The sequence below is a fragment of the Streptomyces sp. NPDC007084 genome, assembly GCF_040703595.1.
Lineage (GTDB): Bacteria > Actinomycetota > Actinomycetes > Streptomycetales > Streptomycetaceae > Streptomyces.
The window spans coordinates 86221-104323 of the sequence record NZ_JBEYFY010000003.1 but is presented as its reverse complement, the minus strand read 5'-3'; the positions used below and the strand labels follow the sequence as shown (position 1 = coordinate 104323).

Below are 18103 nucleotides of genomic sequence, written 5' to 3'. Positions count from 1 at the left end.
GCACGCCCGCGTCAACACCGGCGCCGGTGTCGGCATCAGGGCCGGCACCGGCATCAGCTCCGGTGTCGGCGTCAGCTCCGGCGTCGGCACGGGCTCGGTCACAGGCGCCGACGCACGGCCCCGCCCTCGTGCCCGTAGCCGCAGGACCCGCCCCTGGAGGACTCATGCCGCAGCAGACACCGGACCTCACGCACCGAGTGGTCCCCGGACCCGGCAGACGGATCCACCTCGTGGAGCAGGGCGAGGGGCCCCTGGTCCTCCTCGTGCACGGCTTTCCGGAGTTCTGGTACTCCTGGCGGCATCAGCTGCCGGTGCTGGCCGCCGCCGGCTACCGCGCGGTCGCCGTCGACGTGCGCGGTTACGGCCGTTCGTCCCGGCCGGCGGCCGTCGAGGCGTACCGGATGACCGAGCTGGTCGAGGACAACGTGGCCGTCGTGCGGGCGCTCGGCGAGCGGCACGCGGTGATCGTCGGGCACGACTGGGGGTCGAACATCGCGGCCGGCTCGGCGCTGCTGCGCCCCGACGTGTTCCGCGCCGTGGGACTGCTCAGCGTCCCCTACGCGCCCCGGGGCGGCCCCCGCCCCTCCGAGATCTTCGCGGGCATGGGCGGCGAAGAGGAGTTCTACGTCTCCCGGTTCCAGCGTCCCGGCCGCGCGGAGGCCGAGATCGAGCCGGACGTACGCGGCTGGCTCGCGGGTTTCTACGCCGCCCTGTCCGGTGACACGATGCCCGGCCCCGGCGCGCCCGACCCGCACTTCGCCGCACCCGGCGGCACACTCCGTGACCGCTTCCCGGCCGGTGTCCGCCCCGCCTGGCTCGGCGAGGACGAACTCGACGTCTACGCGGCCGAGTTCGAGCGCACCGGCCTGACCGGGGCGCTCAACCGCTACCGCAACATGGACCGGGACTGGGAGGACCTGGCCGGTCACGACGGTGCCCCGATCACCCAGCCCTCGCTGTTCGTCGGCGGTGCGCTCGACGCCTCCACCACCTGGCTGGCCGACGCCATCGAGGCCTTCCCCGTCACCCTGCCGGGCCTGGTCTCCTCACACCTCCTCGACGGCTGCGGCCACTGGACCCAGCAGGAGCGCCCCGAGGAGACCGGCCGGCTGCTGACCGAGTGGCTGGACGCGATCGGTGACGTCACGGCGTAGCGACGACGGCCCGAGCCGCTGCCGCCGCGTATGAGCGACGCCTCCGAGCGGGCTACCGGTCCGCGTGGGTCTCGGCTCCGCGTGGGTCTCGGCTCCGCGTGGGTCTCGGCTCCGCGCGGGCTTCGGCTCCGCGCGGGCTTCGGCTCCGCGTGGGTCTCGGCTCCGCGTGGGTCTCGGCTCCGAGCGGCTGCCCCGCTCCGCGTGGCCTACGGCTGGGCGGCGAGCTGCGGGTACAGGCCGCTGAGGTCGCCCGAGAGGCCCGCCTTGACCTGGCGGGTGAACGCGTCGGCGAGGACCTCGTGGGCGTCCGTCTCGATGCCGTCGAGGGCCGCCGTGGCGACGCTGTCCGCGGAGACCTTCGGCACGTCGAGACCCGCCGTCAGGTCGGTGTCCACATAGCCGACGTGCAGGCCGGTGACCTTGACGCCGCGCGGTCGCAGCTCCAGGCGCAGCGCGTTGCTCTGCGACCACAGGGCGGACTTGGAGGCGCTGTAGCCGTCCGTGCCGGGGACCGTCACCCAGGACAGCACCGAGTGCACGGTCAGGATGTGCCCGCCGCCGTTGCGCTCCAGGACCGGGACGAACGCCCGGGTGGTGAGCAGCGGGCCGAAGAAGTTGATGTCGAACTCGCGCCGCACGTCCTCGACGGGAGAGTCGAGGAACGAGGTCGAGCCCGATCCGCCCGCGTTGTTGATCAGGATCGTGACGTCCTGGGCCCGCTCGGCGGCAGCCGCGACCGACGCCGGGTCGGTGACCTCCAGGGCCAGCGGCACCGCGTCGGGGTGCGTCACCGTCCTGGGGTCGCGGGCGGTCGCGTACACCTTGGCGGCGCCGCGTTCGTAGAGGGACCGCACGAGCGCCTTGCCGATGCCGCGGCTGCCGCCGGTCACCAGGGCCACGGAACCTTCGATGCTGGTCATGAGCTTTCCCCTTTCGGAAACCGATCGGTTTCCTGCGTCTCCGGGAACTGTAAACCGATCGGTTTCCACAATGCAATCGAAGGCCGTAGGCTGGGCACATGACACAGGCGACACCGACCACGGCGGGGTCCTCCCCGGCCACCGCCGCCACGCACCGGGCCGCCGCCACCCCCCGCGACCGACTGCTCGACGCCGCCGCCGGGCTCTTCTACCGCGAGGGGGTCGGCATCGGCGTCGAGGCGCTGTGCCGCGAGGCGGGGGTCTCCAAGCGCTCGATGTACCAGCTCTTCGGCAGCAAGGACGAGGTGCTGGCGGCGAGCCTGGAGCGCGGCGCGCCCGCTTACCAGTCGTTCCTCATGCCCGACGCCGGCGCGTACGCGGGGGCCGATGCCGGGGACCGGTCGCCGCGGGCGCGCATCCTGTACGTCTTCGAGCGCCTGGAGGAACTGGCCGAGCGCCCCGACTTCCACGGCTGTCCCTTCGTGTCCGTCACCGCCGAGCTGAAGGCGCCGGACCACCCCGCGAGCCTGGTGGCCCGCCGCTGCAAGGACGCGCTGACCGCGTTCTTCCGGCAGGAGGCGGAGCGCGGGGGCGCCGCCGACCCCGAGTTGCTGGCCCGCGAGCTGACCGTCACCTTCGACGGATCGGGCGTCCGCGCCGTCATGCAGGGCCGGGGACTCGACGGCCTCGCCGTCACGATGGCCCGCGCTCTCCTCGACATGGCAGGCCTACGCGAGGAGGCGGACACCCCGCCGGGCACGTCGGCAAGCTCCGAAACCTCCGGCTGACTCCCGCCCTCGCGGGCCCCGCCTCGCCGGGTCGCCACGCCCGCCGGTCACAGGCGCGGCCATCGACGCCGCCCCACCCGCCGGCGGAAAAATACCCGCGCCCACCTGCGGCGTCGGCGGTACGTTGTGGGGGCGCGCCGAGACCGGCGTCGCCCCTGCGGACGACCGCGGCGCGGCGTGGCCAGGAGCCGCGAGGCCGGGGACGGCACGCGGTGGCGATCCCCGAGGCGCGTCGGCCAAGCGCTGTGACCAGCCGCCGCCGGAGAGGCGCGCACCCGTGCGTGCCCATCCGCCGATCCGCCTGGATTTCCGCAGCCCAGAAGACGTTTCGAGGCAGACGACAGTGTTCCTGACGATCAGCACCAGCGGTACCCCAGAGCGCCCGGCGACCGATCTCGGCTTCCTGCTGCACAAGCATCCCGACAAGGCGCAGAAGTTCTCGACGTCCTACGGCACGGCCCACGTCCTCTACCCCGAGGCGACCACCGAGCGGTGCACGGCCGCGCTGCTGCTGGAGGTCGACGCGGTGGCACTGGTCCGGCGCGGCAAGGGCAAGGGGCGCGGCGGGGCGTCCGACGCCGCGCTCGCGCAGTACGTCAATGACCGCCCGTACGCCGCCTCCTCGCTGCTCGCCGTCGCGCTGAGCGCCGTCTTCTCCAGCGCGATGAGGGGCCAGTGCGCGGCCCGGCCCGAACTGCCCGCCGAGGCGCGGCCGTTGCGCGTAGAGGTGCCGGCGCTGCCCGCACGCGGTGGCGCCGACCTGGTCCGCGCGCTTTTCGAACCGCTCGGCTGGACCGTGTCGGCCGAGCCCATCGCGCTGGACGAGCGGTTCCCGGAGTGGGGTGAATCCCGTTACGTACGGCTGGAGTTGGAGTCGGAGGGGTTGACGGTCGCCGAGGCGCTGCGGCACCTCTACGTCCTGCTTCCGGTGCTCGACGACGCCAAGCACTACTGGGTGGCGTCCGACGAGGTCGACAAGCTGCTGCGGGCCGGTGAGGGCTGGCTGCCCGCCCACCCGGAGCAGAAGCTGATCACCAGCCGTTACCTGTCGCGGCGTTGGTCGCTGACCCGGGAGGCGCTGGAGCGGCTCGAACTCGTCCGCCTCGCCGAGACCGACGACACCGACGTCGAGGAGATCGACAACGCGGTGGACGAGGAGACCGACACCGAGGAGAAGCCGGTGCCGCTCGCCGTGCTGCGCCGGGAGGCGATCCTCGCCGCGCTGCACGCGTCCGGCGCGAGCCGTGTCCTCGACCTCGGCTGCGGACAGGGCCAGTTGGTGCACGCGCTGCTCAAGGACAGCCGGTTCACCGAGATCGTCGGCGTCGACGTGTCGGTGCGCGCGCTCACCATCGCCGCGCGCCGGCTCAAGCTGGACCGCATGGGCGAGCGGCAGTCCGCCCGCGTCCGGCTCACACAGGGCTCGCTCGCCTACACCGACCGCCGGCTCAAGGGATACGACGCCGCCGTGCTCAGCGAGGTCATCGAACACCTCGACCTGCCCCGGCTGCCCGCCCTGGAGTACGCGGTGTTCGGCTCCGCCCGCCCCCGGACCGTCCTCGTGACCACGCCGAACGTCGAGTACAACGTCCGCTGGGAGACCCTCCCGGCCGGACACGCCCGGCACGGCGACCACCGTTTCGAGTGGACCCGCGAGGAGTTCCGCTCCTGGGCGCGTACGGTCGCCGAACGGCACGGCTACGACGTGGAGTTCACCCCCGTCGGCCTGGACGACCCCGAGGTCGGCCCGCCGACCCAGATGGCCGTGTTCACCCTGACCGGCCCCACCCCGGGCAAGGCCGGGACGCCCGGCACCCCGCCAACCGGCACTCCGCCAACCGGCACTCCGACAACCCGCACCCCGACAACCCGCACCCCGACCACTGCCACCCCGACCGCGAAGGAGGAGAAGGCGGCATGAGCGACGAGACCTACCAGGGGCGTGTCCTGCCCGTCACCGACCTCTCCCTCGTGGTGCTGATCGGCGCCTCGGGCTCCGGCAAGTCCACCTTCGCCCGGCGGCACTTCAAGCCCACCGAGATCATCTCCAGCGACTTCTGCCGCGGCCTGGTCGCCGACGACGAGAACGACCAGAGCGCCAGCGGCGACGCCTTCGACGTGCTCCACTACATCGCCGGCAAGCGTCTCGCGGCCGGCCGCCGGACCGTCGTGGACGCGACGAGCGTGCAGCAGGACAGCCGACGTCAGCTTGTCGAACTCGCCCGCGAGCACGACGTGCTGCCCATCGCGATCGTCCTCGACGTGCCCGAGGAGGTGTGCGCCGAACGCAACGCGGCCCGCGCCGACCGCGCCGCGATGCCACGCCGTGTCATCCAGCGCCACATCCGCGAACTGCGCCGCTCGATCAGACAGTTGGAGCGCGAGGGCTTCCGCAAGGTGCACCACCTGCGCGGTGTGGCCGACGTGGAGAACGCCTCGGTGGTGACCGAGAGGCGGTTCAACGACCTGACCCACCTCACCGGACCCTTCGACATCGTCGGCGACATCCACGGCTGCGCCTCCGAACTGGAGATCCTGCTCGGCAAGCTCGGCTACGTCGACGGCGTGCACCCCGAGGGCCGTACCGCCGTCTTCGTCGGCGACCTCGTCGACCGCGGGCCCGACACCCCGGGCGTGCTGCGCCGCGTGATGTCCATGGTCGGCTCGGGCAACGCCCTGTGCGTGCCCGGCAACCACGAGAACAAGCTCGCCCGCCACCTCAAGGGCCGCGCGGTCCAGCCCACGCACGGACTCGCCGAGACCATCGAGCAGTTGGACGCCGAGACCGAGGAGTTCCGTGCCTCCGTGAGGGAGTTCGTGGACGGGCTGGTCAGTCACTACGTCCTCGACGGCGGGCGGCTCGTGGTCTGCCACGCCGGCCTGCCCGAGAAGTACCACGGCCGCACCTCGGGCCGGGTGCGCTCGCACGCGCTGTACGGCGACACCACCGGCGAGACCGACGAGTTCGGGCTGCCGGTGCGCTACCCGTGGGCCGAGGACTACCGGGGCCGCGCCGCCGTCGTCTACGGCCACACGCCCGTACCCACCGCCACCTGGCTCAACAACACCATCTGCCTGGACACGGGCGCCGTGTTCGGCGGCAAGCTGACCGCGCTGCGCTGGCCGGAGCGTGAACTGGTCGACGTACCGGCCGAGAAGGTCTGGTACGAGCCGGCCAAGCCGCTCGCCACCGAGGCGCCGGGCGGGCACGAGGGCCGGCCGCTGGACCTCGCGGACGTGTACGGCCGACGCGCCGTCGAGACCCGGCACGCCGGGCGGGTGGCCGTCCGGGAGGAGAACGCGGCCGCGGCTCTGGAGGTCATGAGCCGCTTCGCCGTGGACCCGCGGCTGCTCCCGTACCTGCCGCCGACCATGGCTCCCACCGCGACCTCGCACGTCGACGGCTACCTGGAGCACCCCCTCGAGGCCTTCGCCCAGTACCAGCAGGACGGTGTCGGGCGGGTCGTGTGCGAGGAGAAGCACATGGGGTCGCGGGCGGTCGCCCTGGTCTGCCGGGACGCGGACGCGGCGCGCGAGCGGTTCGGCGTGGACGGTCCCACCGGGTCCCTCTACACCCGCACCGGCCGGCCCTTCTTCGACGACGCCGCCGTCACCGAGGACATCCTCGGCCGGGTGCGGGCCGCCGCGGCGGAGGCCGGACTGTGGGAGGAGCTGGACACCGACTGGCTGCTGCTGGACGCCGAGTTGATGCCGTGGTCGCTGAAGGCGTCCGGGCTGCTGCGTGGTCAGTACGCCGCTGTCGGCGCCGCGTCCGGGGCGGTGTTCCCGGGTGCCCTGGCGGCGCTCGAAGGGGCGGCCGCCCGGGGGATCGACGTCGGGGACCTGCTGACGCGCCAGCGTGAACGGGCCCTGGACGCGGGCGCGTTCACGGAGGCGTACCGTCGGTACTGCTGGACCACGGACGGCCTCGACGGGGTCCGTCTCGCGCCGTTCCAGATCCTGGCCGTCCAGGGGCGCAGCCTCGCCGCGCTGCCGCACGAGGACCAACTCGCCCTGATCGACCGGCTCGTGGAGCACGACGGGAGCGGGCTGCTACAGACCACCCGGCGGCTCTTCGTCGACACCGGGGACCCGGAGTCGGTGCGGGCCGGGGTCGACTGGTGGCTGGAGATGACCGGGCGCGGAGGCGAGGGCATGGTCGTCAAGCCGGCGGGGGCGCTGGTGCGGAGTGGCGGCGGGCAGGGGCGGTTGGTGCAGCCCGGCGTCAAGTGCCGGGGGCGGGAGTACCTGCGGATCATCTACGGTCCGGAGTACACCCGGCCGGAGAACCTTGCCCGTCTGCGGGGGCGGTTCCTCAACCACAAGCGGTCGCTCGCCCTGCGTGAGTACGCCCTCGGGCTTGAGTCCCTGGACCGGCTGGCCGAGGGGGAGCCGCTCTGGCGCGTCCACGAGACGGTGTTCGCGACGCTGGCGCTGGAGTCCGAGCCGGTGGATCCCCGCCTGTAGCGGGTACCGCTCCTCACCCCGGCCGGGGGCAGCGGGTCGGCCGTCGGCCGGGGGTGGGGGGCTGGTCGCGTAGTTCCCCGCGCCCCTGGTGGGGCGGCCGGTCGGTAGTTGGCTGGCCCGTGGTGGGGGGTGAGCGCGCAGTTCCCCGCGCCCCTGGTGGGGTGACCGGTCGGTAGTTGGCTGGCCCGTGGGTGGGGGCTGAGTGCGCAGTTCCCCGCGCCCCTGGTGGGGCGGCCGGTCGGTAGTTGGCTGGCTCGCGGTGGGGGGTGAGCGCGTAGTTCCCCGCGCCCCTGGTGGGGCGACCAGGCCGGTAGTTGGCCAGCCCCCGCCGGGTCGCGGTCAAGGAACTCCTCCGGGTGACCGGGTCTCAGTTCAGGAGGTGGAGGCGGGTCTGGGAGACGCCAACCCGGACCGTTTGGCCCCACGTCAGTTGGACCGCGTCGCCCTCCATCCCGTCCCCGAAGGCGATGAGCCGGTCCGACTCGACGGTGAGGCACAGGCGCCCGGTGCCGTTGAGTTCGCCGGCCACCAGGGACGTCCCGGTGGCCGGCGAGGGCCACGCCTCGCGGACGAACCACAGCAGGCGCTGGTCGGTGGGCCCGGGCAGCGCGGGCCCACCACCCCGCTCCTGCCACACCGACCGCAACCACCCGCTCGCCCCCGTCCCCGTCCCCACCAGCACCCCGCTGGAGGCCTGGGGCTCGACGGCACCCCCGTACTCGTCGAGCCCCAGCCGATAGCGGGCCGTCTGATGGCCCGCGGCTCCGAGGTAGATCTCGTTCAGGGCGACCAGCCGCTGTGTGTCGTCGGCGACCGCCTCGACCATGGTCAGCTCGTCCGCCGTCCCCGTGAACGCGGAGCCGAGCAGCGCCTTCGCGTCCCCGGCCCGGTGCCGCACCAGGACACCCGGATTGCGCCCCGGCTCGGCGTCGATGCCCACGACCGGCTGACCCGCCAGGTACTTGGCCACGTTCGCCACCAGCCCGTCCTGCCCGACGACGACCACGACGTCCTCCGGCGCGAACAGGAAGCGGTCCAGATCGGCCCGCTCCACCCGCGCCTGACGCCACGTCAGCGGAATCGCGGCGACCACCTCGGCCAGTGCCTCCCGGGCCCGCCGGTGCCGCTCGGCGACCTCGGCGATGTCCCGGCCGCGCGAGGACAGGAAGAACGCGGCCTGCCCGTGCGTACCGTGCCGGGCCACCAACTCCTCGTACTCGCTGGTGCGATGGACGAGGACGACCCGGGGCGCGAGGCTCACGCCCGCTCTCCGCCCGCTCCGCTGCCCAGCTTGGCGAGCAGCCCGGTCAGCACGTCCGGCGACACCGTGACGCTCTCGATCCGCGGCAGGTTCTCCGCGAGCCGGGTGCCGGTGAGGGCGTGCAGCGTGGCCACGTCCACCTCGCCGTGCACCCGCAGCCAGGCCGCCTGTGCCTCGGCCCGCGCCGCGCCGACCTCCCGCTCGGCCTGCGCCTCGGCCCCGGCGAGGCGCACCTTGCGGCTCGCCTCTGCCTCCGCGAGCCGCAGCGACCGGGTGGCCTCCGCCTCGGCCAGCCGCACCGTGCGGGCGGCCTCCGCGCCGGCCCGCACCGCGTCCGCCGCCGCGTGCTCCTCGGCCTCGCGGCGGGCGTTCGTACCCCGCTGGTCGACCAACTGCTCCTCGCGCCGGGCGAGTTCGATCTGGCTGGCGAGTTCGTTCTCGGCGATGGCGCGCTCCCGCTCGACGGCGACCGCCCGGCGTTCGTACGTCGCCTTGTCGGCGTCCTGCTGGATCTGCTCGCGGGCCGGGGTGCGCAGCGCGCGCTCCACCTCGGGCTCCGGGCGCAGCGCGACGACCCGTACGGCGACCACCTCGATGCCGGTCGCGGGCAGCCGGGGTTCGGCGGCGAGGCCCCCCGCGATCCGCTCCCGGACCGCCGCCACCCCGTCGACCAGGGCGGACGCCAGTGACGTACGGGCGAGGACGTCCAGCGCGTGCTGCTGGGCCGTCTCGGTGAGCAGCGAGCCGAGCTGTTCCAGCGGGGTGCCGCGCCAGGCGCCCGTGTCGGGGTCGATGGAGAAGTCGAGGCGGGCGGAGGCGAGGGCGGGGTCGCTGATCCGGTAGGTGACGGTGGCCTGCACGGCGACGTCCTGGAAGTCGGAGGTCCGCGCGTGGAAGGTCATCGCCAGCTCACGGTCGTCCACCGGGACCTCGGAGAGCGCGGCGGTCAGCGAGCGGTACCAGAAGCTCAGGCCCGGGCCGTCGTGCACCAGTTGTCCCGACCGGTGGTGCCGGACGTGGGCCGTCGGGCCCCCGCGCAGATGGCGCCAGCCGAAGCGACGGGTGATGTCGGCCATGAGTACCCCCTCGGCGCCGGAGGGTTCCGGCGACCTCTCGTTCCCTGTTGTCGTCACTGAGACGATAAACGGAGGAGTGCTTATCGTCAAGGGGACGAAATGAATGCGACGCGCCTCACGGCGATCCGCGGGTGAACGCGCGTCCGGATGGTCAGGATGGAGTCATGGGATTCCATGTCGACTCCGAGGCCGGGCGGCTGCGCCGCGTCATCCTGCACAGGCCCGACCTCGAACTGAAACGGCTCACCCCCAGCAACAAGGACGCCCTCCTCTTCGACGACGTCCTGTGGGTACGCCGGGCGCGCGCCGAACACGACGGGTTCGCCGACGTGCTGCGCGACCGCGGGGTCGCCGTCCACCTCTTCGGGGACCTGCTCACCGAGACGCTGGCGATCCCGGCGGCCCGGTCGCTCGTCCTCGACCGGGTCTTCGACGAGAAGGAGTACGGCCCCCTCGCCACCGACCATCTCCGCGCCGCCTTCGAGACCCTGCCGGCGCCCGAGCTGGCCTCGGCCCTCGTCGGCGGCATGACCAAGCGGGAGTTCCTCGACGCGCACCCCGAGCCCACCTCCGTGCGCTTCCACGTGATGGACCTGGACGACTTCCTGCTCGGCCCGCTGCCCAACCACCTCTTCACCCGGGACACCTCCGCCTGGATATACGACGGGGTCTCCATCAACTCGATGCGCTGGCCGGCCCGGCAGCGCGAGACCGTGCACTTCGAGGCGATCTACCGGCACCACCCGCTCTTCCGCGACGAGGGCTTCAACCTCTGGTCGGAGGGGCAGGCCGACTACCCGTCCACGATCGAGGGCGGCGACGTCCTCGTCATCGGCAACGGAGCGGTCCTCATCGGCATGAGCGAGCGCACGACTGCCCAGGCCGTCGAGATGCTCGCGCACAAGCTGTTCGCGGCCGGCTCGGCGACCACCATCGTGGCGCTCGACATGCCGAAGCGGCGCGCCTTCATGCACCTCGACACCGTGATGACGATGGTCGGCGGCGACACCTTCACCCAGTACGCCGGCCTCGGCATGCTCCGCTCGTACACCATCGAGCCGGGCGTGGGGGAGAAGGAGCTGAAGGTCACCGACCACCCGCCGGAGCACATGCACCGCGCCGTCGCCGCCGCGCTCGGCCTCGACGCGATCCGGGTCCTGACCGCCACCCAGGACGTGCACGCGGCCGAGCGCGAGCAGTGGGACGACGGCTGTAACGTCCTCGCCGTCGAACCGGGCGTCGTGATCGCCTACGAGCGCAACGCCACGACCAACACGCATCTGCGCAAGCAGGGCATCGAGGTGATCGAGATCCCGGGCAGCGAACTGGGCCGGGGCCGGGGCGGCCCGCGCTGTATGAGCTGCCCCGTCGAACGCGACCCCGTGTAGCGGGCCGTTCGCGGGCGGGGCCTCCCGGCGGGACCTCTCCGGGTCGGTCCTCTCCGGCCCGGTCCTCCCCGGGCGGGACCTCCCTGGGCCGGACCTCCCCGGGCCGGTCCTCCCCGGGCGGGGGCCACAGGTGAGGTCGAACACCGGGCCGTATATAAATGTCAGGCGTCGTATAGAATTCCAATCGTCCCTGTCCCCGTCCGTCCCGTGATCCCTGGAGCGCCCCCATGGCGACAGTCCCGACCGCCCTCGCCGGCCGCCACTTCCTCAAGGAGCTGGACTTCACCGGCGAGGAGTTCCTCGGCCTGGTCGAGCTGGCCGCCGGGCTCAAGGCCGCCAAGAAGGCCGGGACGGAGACCCGGCACCTGACCGGCCGGAACATCGCGCTGATCTTCGAGAAGACCTCCACCCGCACCCGCTGCGCCTTCGAGGTCGCCGCCGCCGACCAGGGCGCCTCCACGACGTACCTGGACCCCTCCGGCTCGCAGATGGGCCACAAGGAGTCCGTGAAGGACACCGCGCGGGTGCTCGGCCGCATGTTCGACGCCATCGAGTACCGGGGCGACAGCCAGGCCGCCGTCGAGGAACTGGCCGCCTACGCCGGCGTGCCCGTCTACAACGGCCTCACCGACGACTGGCACCCCACCCAGATGCTGGCCGACGTCCTCACCATGTCCGAGCACGGCACCAAGCCGCTCGGCGAGACCGCCTTCGCTTATCTGGGTGACGCCCGTTTCAACATGGGCAACTCCTACCTGGTCACCGGCGCGCTGCTCGGCATGGACGTCCGGATCGCCGCCCCGCGCGCCTACTGGCCGGCCGAGGAGATCGTCGCGCAGGCCCGCGAGCTGGCCGAAAAGAGCGGTGGCCGCGTCACCCTCACCGAGGACATCGCCGAGGGGGTGCGGGGCGCCGACTTCGTCGCCACCGACGTGTGGGTCTCCATGGGCGAGCCCAAGGAGGTGTGGGCCGAGCGCATCGCCGCCCTCGCCCCGTACGCCGTGACCATGGACGTCCTGCGCCTGACCGGCAACGCCGACGTCCGCTTCCTGCACTGTCTCCCGGCCTACCACGACCTCGGCACCGGGATCGGCCGCGAGATCCACGCGACCTACGGCCTCGACTCGCTGGAAGTCACCGACGAGGTCTTCGAGTCCGCGTACTCCGTCGTCTTCGACCAGGCGGAGAACCGGCTGCACACGATCAAGGCCGTCCTGGTCGCCACGCTGGCCTGAAATCCTCCGTACGATGTCCGGCGGGCCTCGGAACCATCCCTTCCGGGGCCTGTCGCGCGACCCACCCCGTCGCACCCGCACCACCAGAAACGAGCACCACCCCGCATGCCCGCTCCCCGCGTCAAGTCCCCCGCTCACCTGATAGCCGAGTCCGGCGCCGACCTCGAAGGCAACGGACTCAAGCGCACCATGGGGCTCTTCCAGCTCATCTGCTTCGGCGTCGGCGCCATCGTCGGCACCGGCATCTTCGTCGGACTCTCCGACTCGGTCGCCCAGGCCGGACCCGCCGTGGTCGTCTCCTTCGTCCTCGCCGCGATCACCTGCGTCTTCACCGCCTTCGCCTTCGCGGAGCTGGGCGGCGCCATCCCGGTCTCCGGCTCCTCGTACTCCTTCGCCTACGCCGGACTCGGCGAGAGCGCGGCCTTCCTGGTCGGCTGGTGCCTGCTCCTGGAGTACGGCGTCTCCCTGTCGGCCGTCGCGGTCGGCTGGAGCCAGTACGTCAACGAACTGCTCCAGAGCCTCACCGGCCACCAGCTCCCCGGCGCGCTCTGCGCCGGTCCCTCCGACGGCGGGATCGTCAACCTGCCCGCCGTCGTCGTCATCGCGCTCGCCTCGGTCCTGCTGGTGCGCGGTGTCCGGGAGAGCGCCCGGGCGACCGCCGCCATGGCGGTGCTGAAGCTCGTCGTGCTCGTGGTGTTCTGCGCGATCGGGTTCAGCGCCTTCAAGGACGGCAACCTCACGCCGTTCTCGCCCGCCGGACTCGGCGGCATCGGCGCCGGCACCACGGCCGCGTTCTTCTCCTACATCGGCTTCGACGCGATCACCACGGCCGGCGAGGAGGCCAAGAATCCCCGCCGCGACATCCCCATCGCCATCCTGGTCTGCATCGGCGTGGTCACCCTGCTCTACTGCGCCGTGGCCCTCGCCGCGATCGGCGCCATCGGCGGCGACAAGGTCGGCGGCCGGCCCGCCGCACTGTCCTACGTCGTCAACGAGGTCACCGGCTCCACCGTCGGCGGCGGAGTGATCGCCTTCGGCGCGGTCGTCGCCATCGCCTCCGTGGTGCTCGCCGTGATGTACGGGCAGACCCGCATCCTGCTGTCGATGTCCCGCGACGGCCTGGTCCCGCGCGTCTTCGAGAAGGTCTCCCCGAAGACCTCGACACCGGTCGCCGGCACCCTGATCGTCGCGCTCGTCTTCGCGCTCCCGGCGGCCTTCGCGTCCCTGGACTCCGTGGTCAACCTGTGCACCATCGGCACCCTGGCCGTGATGGCGGCCGTGAACATCGCGGTCATCGCCCTGCGCCGCCGCGAACCGGGCCTCGCCCGCACCTTCCGGGTGCCCCTCTACCCCGTCGTACCGGTGCTCGGCGTCGGCTTCTGCCTCTACCTGATGTACGAGACCGGCTGGACGACCTGGCTCCAGTTCGCCGCGTTCCTCGCGGCCGGGCTCCTGGTGTACGTGGCCTACGGGCGCCGCAACTCCCGGCTGGCCCGCACCGGGGCCGGCGCCGGGCCGGACGCCGAGGCCGTCACGGCAGCGGACGCCGCTGAGCGGGAACCACAGGCAGTCTGAACCAGACCGCCTTGCCGGAGCCGGTGGGGCGGTGCCCGCAGGACGAGCTGAGGGTGCGGATCAGCAGCAGCCCGCGCCCGTGCTCCTGCCAGGGGTCGGGCTCGGCCGGGTGCGGCACGGTGAGATCGCCGGGCGGCGCCGGGTCGGGGTCGTGCACCTCGACCTGGCAGCCGGTCGGCAGCAGCTCCACGACCAGCTCTATCGGACCGTCGCCCGCGGTGTGCTCGACGGCGTTCGCGACCAGCTCCGCGGTGAGCAGCTCGGCGGTGTCGCTGTCGGCCGCGTGTTCCAGCTCGGCGAGGGCGGTGCGGACCAGCGCACGGGCGACGGGCACGGCCGCGACGGAGTGCGGCAGCGCGATGCGCCAGGAGGCGGGGGCGGGGGTGTCGTGCAAGGCGGGTCCGTTCATGGAGCAGGCTGTCCTGCTTACAACCTTAGGAATGGTACGGCGCTGTCGGGCGAACGTGCCCGGCGGGCTTTCTCCGGACATCCACCACTCTGTCCCCGGGCCGCCCGGGGTTCCTTCCGTGACTCCTTCCGGCGCGTGCGGTCCGGTCGAGGGGTCGCGCGCCCCGCCGGCGTGTGTTTCACGGGCCTGCGCGACACCGGCCCGTGTGCTCACTGAATCGTGCGGGCCCGTGTGCGCACCGGCCCGTCCGGGGCCGTGGCTCACCGGCCTGTGTACCCAGGGAGACGGGCGCCCTCCCGTGTGTGCTCCCGCCGTTACACGGCTATCGAAGATCCGTGACGCGGTGACCGGCGCCCGGACTCCTCCCGCGTCCCTTCCGGGCCCGCCCGTCCCCGCCGCCCCTCGGGCCCCGGCCCCGGGGCCGACGCGTACCCGCCGTGCTATCGCGCACTCGTGACGACAGTCACAGATAGGTGATAACTTCGGAGGGCAGTCGCAGCGTCGCCCCCGCCCGAGGAGGCCGCACGTCATGAGTCCCTTCACCGGCTCCGCCGCCCGCACCCCGCGCTGGGAGCACCTTCGCCACGAGGTGGCCGACGGCGTCGCCACGGTCACCCTGGCCCGCCCCGAGAAGCTCAACGCGCTCACCTTCGGCGCCTACGCCGACCTGCGCGACCTGCTCGCCGAGCTGTCCCGGGAGCGCTCCGTCCGCGCCCTGGTCCTGGCCGGGGAGGGGCGCGGATTCTGTTCCGGCGGCGATGTGGACGAGATCATCGGCGCGACCCTCGCCATGGACACCGCCCAGCTGCTCGACTTCAACCGGATGACCGGGCAGGTGGTCCGCGCCGTGCGGGAGTGCCCGTTCCCGGTGATCGCGGCGGTGCACGGCGTCGCGGCCGGCGCCGGAGCCGTGCTCGCCCTGGCCGCCGACTTCCGGGTCGCCGACCCGAGCGCCCGGTTCGCCTTCCTCTTCACCCGCGTCGGCCTGTCCGGCGGCGACATGGGCGCCGCCTATCTGCTGCCCCGGGTGGTCGGCCTCGGCCACGCCACCCGGCTGCTGATGCTCGGCGAACCGGTGCGCGCGCCCGAGGCCGAGCGCATCGGCCTGATCAGCGAACTCACCGACGAGGGGCACGCCGACCAGGCCGCGCTGGCGCTGGCCCGCCGGCTCGCCGGGGGCCCCGCCCTCGCGTACGCCCAGACCAAGGCGCTGCTCACCGCCGAACTGGACATGCCGCTGGCCGCCGCCGTCGAACTGGACGCCGCGACCCAGGCCCTCCTGATGAACGGCGAGGACTACGCCGAGTTCCACGCCGCCTTCACCGAGAAGCGGGCCCTGAAGTGGCGGGGGAGGTGACCGGCCGATGCCCACGGACGACAGGCCCGACAGGCCCGACGGACCCGGCGGCCGGACCGCGGACACGGGAACCGCCGACGCCGGAAGAGCGGACGCCGGCGCGGTGGACTCCGGCGCGGTGGACTGCGGTACGGCGGACGCCGGTGGCGCGGGCGCCCCGCGCGGTCGGCAGTCAGGCCCGGCGGCGGCACGTGTCGCGGTGATCGGCGGCGGACCCGGCGGCCTCTACGCCGCGGCCCTGCTCAAACGGCTCGACCCGGCCCGCGAGATCACCCTCTGGGAGCGCAACGCCCCCGACGACACCTTCGGCTTCGGTGTCGTCCTGTCCGACGAGACCCTGGGCGGCATCGAACACGCCGACCCGGTGGTCTACGCGGCGCTGCGCGAGGAGTTCGTCCGCTGGGACGACATCGACATCGTGCACCGGGGCGTCCGGCACACCTCGGGCGGCCACGGCTTCGCCGCGCTCGGCCGCCGCCGGCTCCTCGCGGTCCTGCGTGAACGCTGCCGCTCCCTCGGCGTCGACCTGCGCTTCGGGTCCGAGGCCCCGCCCGTGGCCGACCTGATGGCCTCGTACGACCTGGTGGTGGCCGCCGACGGTGTGCGCAGCCCCACCCGCGCCGCCCATAAGGAGGTGTTCCGGCCGTCCGTCGAGGAGCACCGCTGCCGCTACATCTGGCTGGCCGCCGACTTCGCCTTCGACGCCTTCCGCTTCGAGATCGCCGAGACCGAACACGGCGTGACGCAGCTCCACGGCTACCCCTACGGGCTCGACGCCTCGACCGTCATCGTGGAGATGCGCGAAGAGGTCTGGCGGGCGGCGGGGTTCGCGGACCTCGACGTGAGCGAGTCCGTCGAGCGGTGCGGGAAGATCTTCGCGGACGCGCTCGGCGGACGGCCGCTCGTCTCCAACGACTCGGCGTGGACGCGCTTCCGTACGGTCGTCAACGCCCGCTGGTCGCACCGGAACCTGGTGCTCCTCGGCGACGCCGCGCACACCGCGCACTTCTCCATCGGCTCCGGCACCAAGCTCGCCGTCGAGGACGCGCTCGCCCTGGCCGCCTGCCTGGAGGAGCAGCCCACGCTCGACCGGGCGCTGACCGCCTACGAGGAGGAGCGGCGCCCCGTCGTCGCCTCCACCCAGCGGGCCGCCCGCGCCAGTCTGGAGTGGTTCGAGAACATCGACCGTCATCTCGGCCTGCCCGCACGGCAGTTCGCCTTCAACCTGCTCACCCGCAGCCGCCGGGTCACCCACGACAACCTGCGGCTGCGCGACCCGTGCTTCGTGGCCGCCGTGGAGCGGGAGTTCGGCTGCCCGCCCGGCACCCCGCCGATGTTCACCCCGTTCCGGCTGCGCGGTCTGACCCTGCGCAACCGGGTCGTGGTCTCGCCGATGGACATGTACTCGGCGCGGGACGGCGTGCCCGGCGACTTCCACCTCGTCCACCTGGGGGCGCGCGCCCTCGGCGGTGCCGGGCTGGTGATGACCGAGATGGTGTGCGTCAGCGCCGAGGGCCGGATCACGCCGGGCTGCGCGACGCTCCAGACACCCCGGCAGGCCGTGGCGTGGCGGCGGATCGTGGACTTCACCCACCGGCAGGCGCCCGGCACCGCGATCGGCGTCCAGCTCGGACACGCGGGCCGCAAGGGCTCGACCCGGCTGATGTGGGAGGGCATCGACGAACCCCTGCCCGACGGCAACTGGCCGCTCGTGGCGGCCTCCCCGCTCCCGTACCGCCCGGACAGCCAGACCCCCCGCGAGCTGTCGCGGGCCCAACTCACCGATCTGCGCCAGCAGTTCACCGAGGCCGCCCGCCGTGCCGCGCGTTGCGGCTTCGACCTCCTCGAACTGCACTGCGCCCACGGCTACTTGCTCTCCGGCTTTCTCTCACCGCTGACCAACCGGCGCACCGACGGCTACGGCGGTTCGCTGGAGAAGCGGCTGCGGTTCCCGCTCGAAGTGTTCGACGCGGTACGGGCCGTGTGGCCGCAGGAGCGGCCGATGACCGTGCGGATCTCCGCCACGGACTGGGCCGAGGGCGGCACCACCGGGGACGACGCGGTGGCCGTCGCCCGGGCCTTCGCGGCGCACGGCGCCGACGCGATCGACGTGTCGACCGGCCAGGTGGTGGCGGACGAACAGCCCGCGTACGGCCGCTCCTACCAGACGCCGTTCGCCGACCGGATCCGGCACGAGGCCGGCGTCCCGGTGATCGCCGTCGGCGCGATCTCCTCCTGGGACGACGTCAACTCCCTGATCCTCGCGGGCCGTACGGACCTGTGCGCCCTCGCGCGACCGCACCTCTACGACCCGAACTGGACCCTGCACGCGGCGGCCGAACAGGGCTACGAGGGGCCGGGCGTCACATGGCCGGAGCCCTACCGCGCGGGCAGCCGGCGCCCGCAGACCGGCCGCGCGGACGCGCCCAAACCCCGCCTTACGCTCGGGAGATGAGGCGGGCCGGGGCGGCAG

The 18103-nt window shown here is 73.1% G+C and carries 13 protein-coding genes; 9 read left to right on the top strand and 4 right to left on the bottom strand.

Annotation, left to right across the window (positions count from 1 at the left end; translation table 11 throughout):
• The first annotated feature begins 164 nt into the window (after positions 1 to 164).
• Complete coding sequence (locus AB0912_RS04025; RefSeq protein WP_366696364.1) at positions 165 to 1154, top strand: alpha/beta hydrolase; 990 nt, start codon at positions 165 to 167, stop codon at positions 1152 to 1154.
• Positions 1155 to 1360: 206 nt separating this feature from the next.
• Here the strand turns inward: AB0912_RS04025 and AB0912_RS04020 are convergent, their stop codons facing one another.
• Positions 1361 to 2074 (bottom strand): SDR family oxidoreductase, encoded by a 714-nt coding sequence (locus AB0912_RS04020; protein ID WP_366696363.1) that lies wholly within the window; start codon positions 2072 to 2074, stop codon positions 1361 to 1363.
• A gap of 98 nt (positions 2075 to 2172) precedes the next feature.
• Between AB0912_RS04020 and AB0912_RS04015 the strand changes: the two genes are divergently transcribed.
• From AB0912_RS04015 to AB0912_RS04005, 3 genes are all read left to right on the top strand, one after another.
• Positions 2173 to 2862, top strand: a complete 690-nt coding sequence (locus AB0912_RS04015; RefSeq protein ID WP_366696362.1) for a TetR/AcrR family transcriptional regulator — start codon at positions 2173 to 2175, stop codon at positions 2860 to 2862.
• A 343-nt stretch (positions 2863 to 3205) separates the two neighbouring features.
• Positions 3206 to 4783, top strand: coding sequence for a 3' terminal RNA ribose 2'-O-methyltransferase Hen1 (locus AB0912_RS04010; RefSeq protein WP_366696361.1), 1578 nt, complete (start codon positions 3206 to 3208; stop codon positions 4781 to 4783).
• Positions 4780 to 7329 (top strand): polynucleotide kinase-phosphatase, encoded by a 2550-nt coding sequence (locus AB0912_RS04005; protein WP_366696360.1) that lies wholly within the window; start codon positions 4780 to 4782, stop codon positions 7327 to 7329. Before AB0912_RS04010 ends, AB0912_RS04005 begins: the two co-directional genes overlap by 4 nt.
• A 367-nt stretch (positions 7330 to 7696) precedes the next feature.
• Here AB0912_RS04005 and AB0912_RS04000 read toward each other — a convergent pair whose 3' ends face one another.
• Both AB0912_RS04000 and AB0912_RS03995 read right to left on the bottom strand, forming a co-directional pair.
• Positions 7697 to 8590: a hypothetical protein gene (locus AB0912_RS04000; RefSeq protein ID WP_366696359.1), complete on the bottom strand. Its 894-nt coding sequence runs from the start codon at positions 8588 to 8590 to the stop codon at positions 7697 to 7699.
• Positions 8587 to 9666: an SPFH domain-containing protein gene (locus tag AB0912_RS03995; RefSeq protein WP_366696358.1), complete on the bottom strand. Its 1080-nt coding sequence runs from the start codon at positions 9664 to 9666 to the stop codon at positions 8587 to 8589. The genes AB0912_RS04000 and AB0912_RS03995 overlap by 4 nt, the downstream gene beginning before the upstream one ends.
• A 164-nt stretch (positions 9667 to 9830) precedes the next feature.
• Here AB0912_RS03995 and AB0912_RS03990 point away from each other — a divergent pair, with 164 nt between their 5' ends.
• From AB0912_RS03990 to AB0912_RS03980, 3 genes are all read left to right on the top strand, one after another.
• On the top strand, positions 9831 to 11054 hold the full coding sequence (locus AB0912_RS03990) for an arginine deiminase (protein WP_366696357.1): 1224 nt from the start codon (positions 9831 to 9833) through the stop codon (positions 11052 to 11054).
• Between the two features lie 227 nt (positions 11055 to 11281).
• The gene (gene argF, locus AB0912_RS03985; protein WP_366696356.1) at positions 11282 to 12289 is read left to right on the top strand and encodes an ornithine carbamoyltransferase; all 1008 of its coding nucleotides are present in this window, start codon (positions 11282 to 11284) and stop codon (positions 12287 to 12289) included.
• A gap of 105 nt (positions 12290 to 12394) precedes the next feature.
• Positions 12395 to 13864: an amino acid permease gene (locus AB0912_RS03980; RefSeq protein ID WP_366696355.1), complete on the top strand. Its 1470-nt coding sequence runs from the start codon at positions 12395 to 12397 to the stop codon at positions 13862 to 13864.
• Here the strand turns inward: AB0912_RS03980 and AB0912_RS03975 are convergent.
• Positions 13821 to 14273 (bottom strand): ATP-binding protein, encoded by a 453-nt coding sequence (locus AB0912_RS03975; protein ID WP_366696354.1) that lies wholly within the window; start codon positions 14271 to 14273, stop codon positions 13821 to 13823. The genes AB0912_RS03980 and AB0912_RS03975 overlap by 44 nt on opposite strands.
• A gap of 529 nt (positions 14274 to 14802) precedes the next feature.
• Here AB0912_RS03975 and AB0912_RS03970 point away from each other — a divergent pair.
• On the top strand, positions 14803 to 15630 hold the full coding sequence (locus AB0912_RS03970; protein ID WP_366696353.1) for an enoyl-CoA hydratase family protein: 828 nt from the start codon (positions 14803 to 14805) through the stop codon (positions 15628 to 15630).
• Positions 15631 to 15637: 7 nt separating this feature from the next.
• Positions 15638 to 18085, top strand: coding sequence for a bifunctional salicylyl-CoA 5-hydroxylase/oxidoreductase (locus AB0912_RS03965; protein WP_366696352.1), 2448 nt, complete (start codon positions 15638 to 15640; stop codon positions 18083 to 18085).
• Positions 18086 to 18103 lie beyond the last annotated feature (18 nt).

What these genes read in the sequence shown, in the direction of transcription:
- AB0912_RS04025 (WP_366696364.1), top strand. Translation starts at nt 165, where the DNA reads ATGCCGCAGCAGACACCGGACCTCACGCACCGAGTGGTCCCCGGACCC.
- AB0912_RS04020 (WP_366696363.1), bottom strand. Translation starts at nt 2,074, where the DNA reads ATGACCAGCATCGAAGGTTCCGTGGCCCTGGTGACCGGCGGCAGCCGC.
- AB0912_RS04015 (WP_366696362.1), top strand. Translation starts at nt 2,173, where the DNA reads ATGACACAGGCGACACCGACCACGGCGGGGTCCTCCCCGGCCACCGCC.
- AB0912_RS04005 (WP_366696360.1), top strand. Translation starts at nt 4,780, where the DNA reads ATGAGCGACGAGACCTACCAGGGGCGTGTCCTGCCCGTCACCGACCTC.
- AB0912_RS03995 (WP_366696358.1), bottom strand. Translation starts at nt 9,666, where the DNA reads ATGGCCGACATCACCCGTCGCTTCGGCTGGCGCCATCTGCGCGGGGGC.
- AB0912_RS03990 (WP_366696357.1), top strand. Translation starts at nt 9,831, where the DNA reads ATGGGATTCCATGTCGACTCCGAGGCCGGGCGGCTGCGCCGCGTCATC.
- argF (WP_366696356.1), top strand. Translation starts at nt 11,282, where the DNA reads ATGGCGACAGTCCCGACCGCCCTCGCCGGCCGCCACTTCCTCAAGGAG.
- AB0912_RS03980 (WP_366696355.1), top strand. Translation starts at nt 12,395, where the DNA reads ATGCCCGCTCCCCGCGTCAAGTCCCCCGCTCACCTGATAGCCGAGTCC.
- AB0912_RS03975 (WP_366696354.1), bottom strand. Translation starts at nt 14,273, where the DNA reads ATGAACGGACCCGCCTTGCACGACACCCCCGCCCCCGCCTCCTGGCGC.
- AB0912_RS03970 (WP_366696353.1), top strand. Translation starts at nt 14,803, where the DNA reads ATGAGTCCCTTCACCGGCTCCGCCGCCCGCACCCCGCGCTGGGAGCAC.
- AB0912_RS03965 (WP_366696352.1), top strand. Translation starts at nt 15,638, where the DNA reads ATGCCCACGGACGACAGGCCCGACAGGCCCGACGGACCCGGCGGCCGG.